Source organism: Peribacillus sp. NPDC058002 (assembly GCF_042886655.1).
In the GTDB taxonomy this organism is placed as follows: Bacteria; Bacillota; Bacilli; order Bacillales; family DSM-1321; genus Peribacillus; species Peribacillus aracenensis.
The window spans coordinates 49,814-59,787 of record NZ_JBHVQU010000010.1; the positions used below are offsets into that span (position 1 = coordinate 49,814).

General features: G+C 44.7%; 8 protein-coding genes. 2 read left to right on the forward strand and 6 right to left on the reverse strand.

The genetic code is table 11. The features are described from left to right. Positions 1 to 307: 307 nt before the first annotated feature. From menC to ACFVSH_RS04060, 6 genes are all read right to left on the reverse strand, one after another. Positions 308 to 1,411, reverse strand: a complete 1,104-nt coding sequence (menC, locus tag ACFVSH_RS04035; protein ID WP_387704982.1) for an o-succinylbenzoate synthase — start codon at positions 1,409 to 1,411, stop codon at positions 308 to 310. Further along, positions 1,408 to 2,886, reverse strand: coding sequence for an o-succinylbenzoate--CoA ligase (locus tag ACFVSH_RS04040; protein WP_387603142.1), 1,479 nt, complete (start codon positions 2,884 to 2,886; stop codon positions 1,408 to 1,410). Before ACFVSH_RS04040 ends, menC begins: the two co-directional genes overlap by 4 nt. A gap of 86 nt (positions 2,887 to 2,972) precedes the next feature. Next, positions 2,973 to 3,791, reverse strand: a complete 819-nt coding sequence (gene menB, locus ACFVSH_RS04045; RefSeq protein ID WP_076369982.1) for a 1,4-dihydroxy-2-naphthoyl-CoA synthase — start codon at positions 3,789 to 3,791, stop codon at positions 2,973 to 2,975. Between the two features lies 1 nt (position 3,792). Continuing rightward, positions 3,793 to 4,614 (reverse strand): 2-succinyl-6-hydroxy-2,4-cyclohexadiene-1-carboxylate synthase, encoded by an 822-nt coding sequence (gene menH, locus ACFVSH_RS04050; RefSeq protein ID WP_387603145.1) that lies wholly within the window; start codon positions 4,612 to 4,614, stop codon positions 3,793 to 3,795. Further along, positions 4,611 to 6,362: a 2-succinyl-5-enolpyruvyl-6-hydroxy-3-cyclohexene-1-carboxylic-acid synthase gene (gene menD, locus ACFVSH_RS04055; protein ID WP_387704984.1), complete on the reverse strand. Its 1,752-nt coding sequence runs from the start codon at positions 6,360 to 6,362 to the stop codon at positions 4,611 to 4,613. The genes menH and menD overlap by 4 nt, the downstream gene beginning before the upstream one ends. Then, a complete protein-coding gene (locus tag ACFVSH_RS04060; RefSeq protein WP_387704986.1) occupies positions 6,355 to 7,764 on the reverse strand; it encodes an isochorismate synthase in 1,410 nt (469 codons plus the stop codon). The genes menD and ACFVSH_RS04060 overlap by 8 nt, the downstream gene beginning before the upstream one ends. A gap of 298 nt (positions 7,765 to 8,062) precedes the next feature. On the opposite strand from ACFVSH_RS04060, the gene ACFVSH_RS04065 reads away from it, so the two are divergent. Then, positions 8,063 to 8,983: a 1,4-dihydroxy-2-naphthoate polyprenyltransferase gene (locus tag ACFVSH_RS04065; RefSeq protein WP_144529331.1), complete on the forward strand. Its 921-nt coding sequence runs from the start codon at positions 8,063 to 8,065 to the stop codon at positions 8,981 to 8,983. Between the two features lie 145 nt (positions 8,984 to 9,128). Then, positions 9,129 to 9,878 carry a TraR/DksA C4-type zinc finger protein gene (locus ACFVSH_RS04070; protein WP_387603153.1) on the forward strand — a complete coding sequence of 250 codons (750 nt, stop codon included), beginning with the start codon at positions 9,129 to 9,131 and terminating at the stop codon, positions 9,876 to 9,878. Positions 9,879 to 9,974: the final 96 nt, after the last annotated feature.

Consider the following 9,974-nt stretch of genomic DNA (forward strand, 5'->3'; position numbering starts at 1 on the left):
TTGCCATTCTTTTGATTTCATTATACAAAATAATCCAATAAAGAAAAAATAGACAAAACCCCATTTTCCGAAAAAAATATGGTTTATCAGGGCCTAGGTTAACCAGTCATACCCTTTTAAAAATCATGGTTCAGGGGATGCCATCGAAACTTCAAACTTATATTTTATTTATCCTATTGAATCATTTACCAAAAGAGTGGGATTCCTGTCAAAAAAAAAGGGTGAGTTACACGAAACGTGGGAGGTAAAAAGGAAGATTATCAATATTTTAATCAAAAGAGGCCGTAATGCACCTCTTTTGATGTTTTCATTTGTACAGTTTACTATATGTAGTCAATTCCTTTAATCGTTTTTCATTGATGTCAAAACCGATTCCAGCTTTATCGGGAACTTGGATCATGCCATTTTCGACAATGACTTCAGGATCGATTATATCCTCTTCCCAATAACGGGATGAAGATGATATATCCCCGGGAATCGTGAATCCTTTTAATGTGGCAAGTGCGATATTATGTGCACGTGAAATGCCAAATTCAATCATACCGCCGCACCAAACGGGCACACCATTACCCAGGCATAGATCATGGATTCTTACAGCTTCCATCCAGCCGCCGACTTTAGCCATCTTAATGTTGACCACCCCACAGCTTTGGAGCGACAGTGCACTTTTGGCATCATGAAATGAATTTATGCTTTCATCAAGGCAAATGGGTGTCTGCAGTTTTTTCTGCAAAAAAGAATGTTCCACAATGTCGTCATGTCCAAGCGGCTGCTCAATCATCATCAGCTTAAACGAATCAAGCTTCTGAAGATGCGGGATGTCATCCAGACTGTACGCTGAATTGGCATCTGCCATTAGCGGGATATCGGGATAGGCCCGACGTATTTCCCCTAAAAACTCCAGATCACTTTGAGGATTGATTTTTATTTTATAACGCTGATACCCAGATCCGGAAAAATCCTCGATCTGGCGCATCGCATCTTCTATGTCATTGGATGCAACGACTACACCAGCGGCCACTTCACTTCGTTCGCCGCCAAACAGCCGTCCGAGGTAGATTCCTTTCTGCTTCGCATATAAATCAAGGATTGCCTGCTCTAAAGCCGACTTCGCCATCGCATTCCGTCTGATTCCGCTCCATAAGTTCGGCAGCTCATCAGGATGCCTGATCTGACTGGCCAATGTCAGCGGAATTAAGAAATCATCCAGCATATGAAAGCATGTCTTGATCGTTTCCTCGGTATACCAAGGACTTGTAAAAGGAACTGCTTCCCCGTATCCAATCAATCCGTCTTCATCCATGGCTTCGACAATTATCACTTCCCGATCGCTTACCGTTTCAAGATGCGTCTTGAATGACCGCTTTAAAGGGGCCTTAATGAGCTTAAGGGAAATGGAGGATAACTTCATTGCCATTCCCCCATTTCCTTCTTCAGTTCCCGTCTCAAAAGCTTGCTTGCGCCATTCCGGGGAAGCTCCTTACAAAAAATCACATTCTGGGGAATTTTATAAGATGCCAAATATCCCCTGCAATATTCCAGCAGTTCGCTCTCATCAAGTTCTGCACCTTGATGCAAGACGACAAAGGCAAGTGGGACCTGTCCCCATTTTTCATCGTCAGTCCCCGTCACTCCCGCTTCGAAAACATCAGGGTGCTTACTTAGGACATTTTCGATCTCGGCCGGATAGACATTTTCACCGCCGGAAATGATTAAATCCGAGCGTCGGTCAAGCACATATAAAAAGCCTTCCTCATCGAGATAACCAAGGTCCCCAGTATAAAGCCATCCATCGGTAATGGCCTGCTGTGTAGCATCCAGCCGATTAAAATAGCCTTTCGTCACATTCGGACCTGAAACCACGATTTCGCCCACTGCACCCGGTTCACACATCGTTCCGTCTTTCTCTATCCGTAACTGCGAAGGAAACAAAGGCTTTCCCGCCGAGCCGATTTTTGTCATGCTATACTCCGGTGCCAGTGTTACAATCTGTGAAGACGTTTCGGTCATCCCATATGTTTGATAGACGGGAATCCCTTTCTCCTTACATACCTCAAGTAAATGGACGGGCGCAGGGCCGCCGCCCAACAGGAAACAGCGAAACGTTGCCGGATAGCTTGCTCCCTTCAAATCCTGCACCATCCTATTCAGCATTGTCGTCACGACCGAAATGATCGTCACGCCATTTTCCTGGATACTCCGGTTTGCCTCCCGTTCATCGAAACGTTCTGCCAAAACGACCTTCATGCCATATATCACATTTTTCATCAGGATGGATAAACCGCTAATATGAAAGATGGGAACAGCACAATACCACGAATCTTCCTCATGCAATCCAAGGTTCAGAACCGACCCGACGGCACTCCACCAATGGTTGCCGAATGATTGGATCACTCCTTTTGGATTTCCTGTCGTACCTGATGTGTACATGATGGTCGCGGTATCCTCAAGGTAAAACTCTTGAAGTATCTCCGCAGTGCCATCCGGCAATTCTTCCATTAAATGAAGGTTCAATTCTGGGAGAATCCCACCAATATCAGAGAGTTTGCCGGAGAAGGAGCCTTCTGAAACCAAATGGGCAGATCCACTATCCCCGATCTGCCAGGACAGCTCTTTTGCCGTTAGCTTATTATTCAGCATCACAATCTTCACACCGAGATATAGTAGTGCATGGATAACGACGACACCATCAATATGGTTACGGAGCAAAACCGCACATGAATCGCCGGCGCCCAGACCAACGCTTGCCAGCTTACCAGCCATTTTCTCCGATAATGTATGCAGTTCAAGAAAGCTATACGTATGACCTTCAAACTCAATTGCCGGGCGATCCGGTGAAAGATGCGCCCGATTTTTCAGCCAGTTCGGCAACTTTTCTTCTGCCATTGCTGCTTACCCTCTTCCATTTTGATATAGAAAACAGCCCGGCGATTTTCCGCCAAGCTGTCAGTCTCATCGATTCACACGTTTCATTAAGGGAAACGAGGGAATTGCCCAAAGTCCGGAGTGCGTTTTTCTTTGAATGCATCGCGGCCTTCTTTTGCTTCTTCTGTTGTATAGTATAAAAGTGTAGCGTCACCAGCCAATTGTTGAAGACCTGCAAGGCCATCCGTATCAGCGTTCATTGCCGCTTTCAAGAAACGAAGTGCAGTCGGGCTCTTCTCAAGCATTTCTTCACACCATTTAACCGTTTCCGTTTCCAATTCGTCCAAAGGTACAACCGTGTTGACCAATCCCATGTCCAATGCTTCCTGTGCATTGTATTGACGGCATAGGTACCAGATTTCGCGCGCCTTTTTATGACCCACGATACGTGCAAGGTAGCCAGAACCATAACCAGCATCAAAGCTTCCCACATTCGGTCCAGTTTGTCCGAAAATTGCATTGTCAGCAGCAATCGTCAAGTCACATACCACGTTCAAGACATTTCCGCCACCAATTGCATATCCTGCAACCATGGCTACGACCGGTTTTGGAATTACACGGATCAAACGTTGCAAATCAAGAACATTTAGACGCGGAATGTTATCTTCACCTACATATCCGCCATTTCCGCGTACTTTTTGATCTCCGCCTGAACAGAATGCTTTGCCGCCTACACCTGTTAAAATAATGACACCAATGCTTGAATCATCACGCGCCCTTGCGAATGCATCAATCATTTCAGCAGTCGTTTTTGGCGTGAATGCATTATGTACATGTGGTCGGTTGATGGACACTTTAGCAATCCCGTTATATTTTTCATACAGAATTTCATCATACTCACGTATTGTTTCCCATTGTATCGTCATCTTAATTCCTCCTTTTATTTCGCTTTAAAAACTCACTTATTATTTTACCAAACTTTTCTCCAACTTCCACATGAATCGCATGTCCCGCATCATTTATTATTTTCCACTCGGCCCGCTTCAGCTTTCTCATCATGGAGTCCGCAATGTCACAAAACTTCCGGTCGAGTTCACCGGTTACAAGGAGCACAGGGAAATCAAGTGTTTGCAGTTGTTCCCAGTATGAAGCCTGACTGCCTGTCCCCATACCAAGAAGGCTATTGGAAAGACCGGCAGGGTCATTTGCCAACCGCTGCTCCCGAATGGCTGACCTCGTTTTGGCCGACAAACGTTTTTGACTTTCAAATAGCGGGATGTTTTCCCATTGATTCACAAATGCTTCCATTCCATTTACAAGAATCCGTTCGGCAAGCTTCCTATCATTTTCCCTTCGGACTTCCCGTTCCCCTTCTGTTAAAAGGCCTGGTGAAGCGCTCTCCAATATCAGTGTATCAACATACTCAGGATACAAACAGGCAAATCCCAATCCGAGCCTTCCGCCCATCGAGTATCCAAGGATATGGGCTTTCGGGAAATGTAACACATCCAAAATATACTTGATATCCTCAGCCACACGCTCCATCTCATACCTTCGATGATCGGCTGGTGACGCGGACATGCCATGACCGATGATGTCGACCATTATCATGGTATACCTGTCACTCAGTAGCGGAATGAGGAATTTCCATGTATCCCGATTTCCCGTAAATCCATGTAAAAGTACAAGAGGATCTCCATTTCCCGTTATTTCAACGGCATAATTGACATCCTTGCTGACAATATTCATGATATTTCCCTATCTAACACCATTTTTATTTCCTGGGAAACAAAGCTCCACAAATTTCGATGCTTTTGTAAATTGGACTCTCTTTCTGTCGGTACTTCGATGATTTTCAGACCTTGAATTTCGAATGACTCCGTAAATACCTTCTCAAACTCACCCCAGCTTTGCACCTTGTTGTATTTACCGCCATAAAGTTGGGAAGTATGGGAAAAATCAAGCCCATGAGGCGTGCCGAATAGCGTTTCGAAATGTTCCCTCTCACTCGCCTGAGGCAAGAAAGAGAATATGCCGCCGCCATCATTATTAACAAGCAATATCGTGAAATTTTGTTTTTGAAGTTTTGCTGCAAGCAAGCCATTCATATCATGGAAAAAGCTTAAATCCCCGATTGCCAGCACTGTATTTTTCGATACCGTACTTACGCCAAGAGCGGTCGAAACGACACCATCGATCCCATTCGCACCTCGATTTGCCATTGTCTTGATTCCTTTTCCATTATTCAAAAAGAAGGTATCTAAATCACGTATGGGCATGCTATTCCCGACAAACAGCGTCGATTCCAATGGCATCATATCAGCAAGCAGGGCGAACAGCTTGCCTTCACTTAACTCCGATTCATCCCTGACGGAGGCCAGGGCATCCTTTGTCGTACCGTTGACGGTCTGCCATAGGCGAAGCCATTCATCATCAGGGGAAGAAATAATTTTATCAGCAATTTTCAAACAAAAATCTTTCTCTTCGCTGTAAATCATATTCGTTGCCAATCCGGCTGGTTCACGCCAGCCTGCTCCGCCATCGACGACCAAAGTGATTGCCTGTTTTTGTTTTTTCATGAATAACAATAAGGGTTTAGAAACAGGCATTGCCCCGAAACGCAAGATCACTTCCGGCCTGAAAGCCGCTTTTGCTGTTTCATCGCGCAGAAACGTATCGTACGCATCAATTATGACGGCTTTGTCGTGACTACCGCTCCTTAACTGCGAAAGAGGATCAGCCAGTATAGGAAAAGCAAGTTTTTCCGCTAATGCGACGATGGCTTCCTTCATCTCGGGATGCGGTAATTCGCCACATACGATGATACCTTGCTTAGCTTGTGACAATGTAGTTGCAACAGCTTCTATTTGTGATGCAGACAGTGAGCGTTCTCCACTGTCAATCAACACTGCAGGCGTTATTTTATTTTGCCTGTACTCCTTTGCTTTCTCCAGATCCGGAATCAATGGTTCACGAAGCGGGAAATTCAAATGTACAGGCCCTGCAGGTTCAGCTGCCGCTGTAGCCACCGCCCTTGCACCGACCGTTCTGGCATACCGCATCATCCCATCCGTGCTTTCAGGAAGTGCCATTTCGACAAACCATTTTACATGTCTCCCGTAAAGATGTATCTGATCGATCGCCTGCGGGGCTCCGACATCACGCAATTCATGCGGGCGGTCAGCAGTAAGCACAATAAGCGGCACTCTTGAATAGAAAGCCTCAATGACGGCTGGGTAATAGTTTGCTGCGGCTGTACCGGACGTACAAAGAAGTCCGACAGGTTCTTTTAAGGCCTTAGCCAAACCAAGGGCAAAAAAAGCAGCCGAACGCTCATCCACATTAATATGAATTTTGATATCAGGATGTTCCACTAGCAACAAAGCTATGGGCGTGGATCGTGAACCTGGGCTCACCACCACATGCTTCACCTCATTTTGTGCCAGCTCATCGACGAATGAAGCAGCATACGCTGTCAATGCATCTCGGTCATTCATTAAGATTTCCTCCTAAAGCACTTAACATCGGATTGAATTTAATCCCTGTTTCCCGGAATTCACTTTCGGGAGTCGAATCTTCGACTACCCCGCATCCGGCAAAGAGGGATGCCTCATTGTTCTGTATAAGGGCAGAACGAATCCCTACAGCGAATTCCCCGTTTCCATACGTATCCACCCAACCTAAAGGACCCGCATAAAAGCCGCGTTCAAGACCTTCCATTTCCCGGATCCGGACAACGGCCTTTTCTTTTGGAAGTCCGCCCATGGCAGGTGTAGGATGGAGATTCTCGACGAATTCAAAAATCGTGACGCCTTCCTTGGATATACCGCGGACCGGTGTGTACAAATGCTGGATATGACGGTTTTTCATAAGTGTCGGTTCGGCAGGAACCATCACCTTTTCGCATACAGAATCAAAAGCATTGGATATCATCGACACAACATATTGATGCTCTTGTAAATTCTTTTGGTCATGAAGCAATTCTTCACCAAGACAAACATCTTCCTGTTCATCTTTCCCTCGCCCCATCGATCCGGCAAGACAGGTTGAAAAAACTTCATTTCCCTTTTTCTTGATTAAGCGTTCAGGGGTGGCACCTACAAAACAGTCACCGCCAGCCTCCAAACTGAAAATATAGCTTAAAGGCTGCTCAGCAATCAATTGTTCAAGCACTTTCCCTGAATCGATGGAACGTTCAAAAGCAAGTCGAAGCTCCCTTGCCAAAACGATCTTGTCGAGATCTGTCGTCTTGATTTCCTGAACAGCCTCTTCGACCGTCCGCTTCCATTCCTCAGGTTCGACTTCCCTCTGCATAACCAGGGAATTCACACCCGATCCATTTCCATCCAAGCTTTCGAAAAGGAAAGCTTCCCGTTCATTTATCATATCTATGAAGAGTTTTTCTGAATCATCAGGCGAACAAAGTAAGTTTGTCGTTAAGTAAGCTTGTTTCCCCACTATTGACAGCATGAAGGCAGGTATATAAAACAGGTTGTCCCCGAACTGATTCCACAGGAGCGTACTGTCCGTTTCATAATCAAAAGAAAAGCCCCCAAACAGTAACGGACCTGTCGCTTCTACATCGGTCACTCCTGTTTTGACAGCAGTATTCTGCAGTTTGATCCAGCTCTTTTCGACTTCTCTATAACGTTCGGCATTCGATGCCGCTTTGAGTTTCTTAACATTGCCTAAACCGGTGATGGTTATATCCTTTGCAGGATCCTCCCAGAAAAAGCGTTCACCCGCGTACCGTTCTCTTCCAGCTTGATAAAATGAAAGGGGGTTGTTGCAATTAACTTTCTTAATATGACTGAATAGAACTTGATCATTCAAGTCCTTCGCCTTTTGTATAGCTGAAGCCAGTCCCTGAAACTGTTCAGTTTCCTCTGAGATAGCCAAAAAAATCCCCCCAAATGTACATTTTAAAAGCTTTTTAACCTATTTAAAGATACACCTCCCTTGAACCTCATGTCAATAAAACGCCCCTTTACCGAGCGATTCTTTCCTGCTTTTTTCCTTATTATATGAATCTTAGCGAATGTAGAGAAATATCCTTGATTCTGGAAATGCACCATCCATGAATTCCAAATATACCCTTGCCCAATTTTCCTGCATTTATTAGGATAACCTTTTGTGCAACATTTCAATATTTGTTATAATTTCGAGAGAACCAATAATGATTTTGAGGAGAGAAATAATGCAAACAGAATACGACGGACTTCCCCTTAAACGGACCTGGAAGATTTGGTGGGAGTTAATTCGTCCACATACACTAACCGCAGCTTTTGTTCCAGTCTTGCTTGGAACTGTTATTGCACTTTTGGAAGATGGAGTGAATTGGTTATTATTCGCTGCCATGATGATTGCAAGCATCCTGATACAAGCTGCAACCAATTTATTCAATGAATACTATGATTTCAAGAGGGGCTTGGATACGGAGGAATCCGTAGGCATCGGCGGCGGGATCGTCCGTCATGGGATGACCCCCAAACTAATCATGAACTTGGCCCTTGGCATGTATGCCATCGCCTTGATAATTGGAATCTATATCTGTGCCGCATCATCTTGGTGGCTTGCTGCAGTAGGACTGGTTTGCATGCTTGTCGGCTATCTTTATACAGGCGGCCCCCTGCCCATTTCATATACACCATTCGGGGAACTTTTTTCTGGATTGTTCATGGGCTTTTTGATAATCCTGATCGCCTTTTTCATTCAAACCGGTGATGTTTCTTCAACAGCCATCTTAATTGCCATTCCAAGTGGAATATTGGTCGGGTTGATCAACTTATCGAATAACCTGCGTGACCATGACGGAGATAAGGCACATGGCCGCAAAACGATGCCAGTAGTAATGGGCCGGAAAAACGCCCTGACATTCATGGCAATCATGTTCGCCTTCTCTTATCTATGGCTAGTTGGGCTAGTCCTTACCGGAAGCGTAACGGCGTGGATCCTCCTTGCCTTCCTAAGCATTCCGAAAGCCCTGGCTGCAATCAAAGGCTTCGTAGGTAAAACGCAGCCGATCACGATGGTGCCAGCAATGAAAGCCACGGCCCAAACGAACACCTTCTTTGGCTTACTCATGGCCATTGGATTATTCATCAGCTATCTTATATAATCTCCTGGGACTGAGCTCATTCGCTCAGTCCTTTTTTCTATCATCCGTTCCTTATTGTTTTCCTATACTCCGATTCGGGTAATAGATAATACAACCATCTTACCAATATAAATGAGATTTAGATTTTAGAAGGAGTGAATCCGATATGGCAACGAAACAACAAACGCAAAAATTCAAAAAAGAACTGCTTCAAGAAAAAAATGAGCTAATTAATAGAATTCAAAATGATGAACAATCCGTTCTGGATAAAAGCCAGACCGAATCCGTAGGGGAATTATCATCCTATGATAATCATCCTGCTGATCTTGGTACCGAATTATTCGAGATGGAACGGAATCAAGCGCTCGATGAGCATGCACAATCCGAAATGGAGAAAATCGATGAAGCTTTGAAAGCCATGGAGGAAGGCTCGTATGGCCATTGTAAAACCTGCAATAGGGAAATCCCCATCGAGAGGCTTGAAGCGATCCCAAGCACCCTCTACTGTGTCGAGCATGCTCCAGAACGGTCGATTTCACAAGACCGGCCTGCGGAAGAGGATATACTAATCCCATCCATGGGTGATCATTTTGAAAATCGTCATGGAATCGAAATGGTAGATAAAGAAGATAGCTTTGGTGAAGTTGCCAAATTCGGTACATCCGAAACACCATCCGATTACACAGGCGATCATGACAATTATAATGATCTATATAAAACCGAGGATGAAACGAACGGGTTTCCTGAAGACTATGAAGGATATGCCGCAAATGATATCGAAGGAAAAAATAGAGTGAACATACCGAACAAAAAGCAAAAGGTATATGAAGATACACTGGAGGAAGAAAATATAGAATCCAATCTTGGAGACATTCCCTATGAACAAAAAGATAGTTATATCAATGAAAAGAAATGAAAAAAAGAAGCATACATGAATGTATGCTTCCCTTTTTGTTATGACCCGTACGGGATTCGAACCCGTGTTACCGCCGTGAAAGGGCGGTGTCTTAAC

Bases quoted from the DNA above. Each gene is read 5' to 3' on its own strand.
- menC (WP_387704982.1), bottom strand. From the start codon at position 1,411: ATGAAGTTATCCTCCATTTCCCTTAAGCTCATTAAGGCCCCTTTAAAG.
- ACFVSH_RS04040 (WP_387603142.1), bottom strand. From the start codon at position 2,886: ATGGCAGAAGAAAAGTTGCCGAACTGGCTGAAAAATCGGGCGCATCTT.
- menB (WP_076369982.1), bottom strand. From the start codon at position 3,791: ATGACGATACAATGGGAAACAATACGTGAGTATGATGAAATTCTGTAT.
- menH (WP_387603145.1), bottom strand. From the start codon at position 4,614: ATGAATATTGTCAGCAAGGATGTCAATTATGCCGTTGAAATAACGGGA.
- menD (WP_387704984.1), bottom strand. From the start codon at position 6,362: ATGAATGACCGAGATGCATTGACAGCGTATGCTGCTTCATTCGTCGAT.
- ACFVSH_RS04065 (WP_144529331.1), top strand. From the start codon at position 8,063: ATGCAAACAGAATACGACGGACTTCCCCTTAAACGGACCTGGAAGATT.
- ACFVSH_RS04070 (WP_387603153.1), top strand. From the start codon at position 9,129: ATGGCAACGAAACAACAAACGCAAAAATTCAAAAAAGAACTGCTTCAA.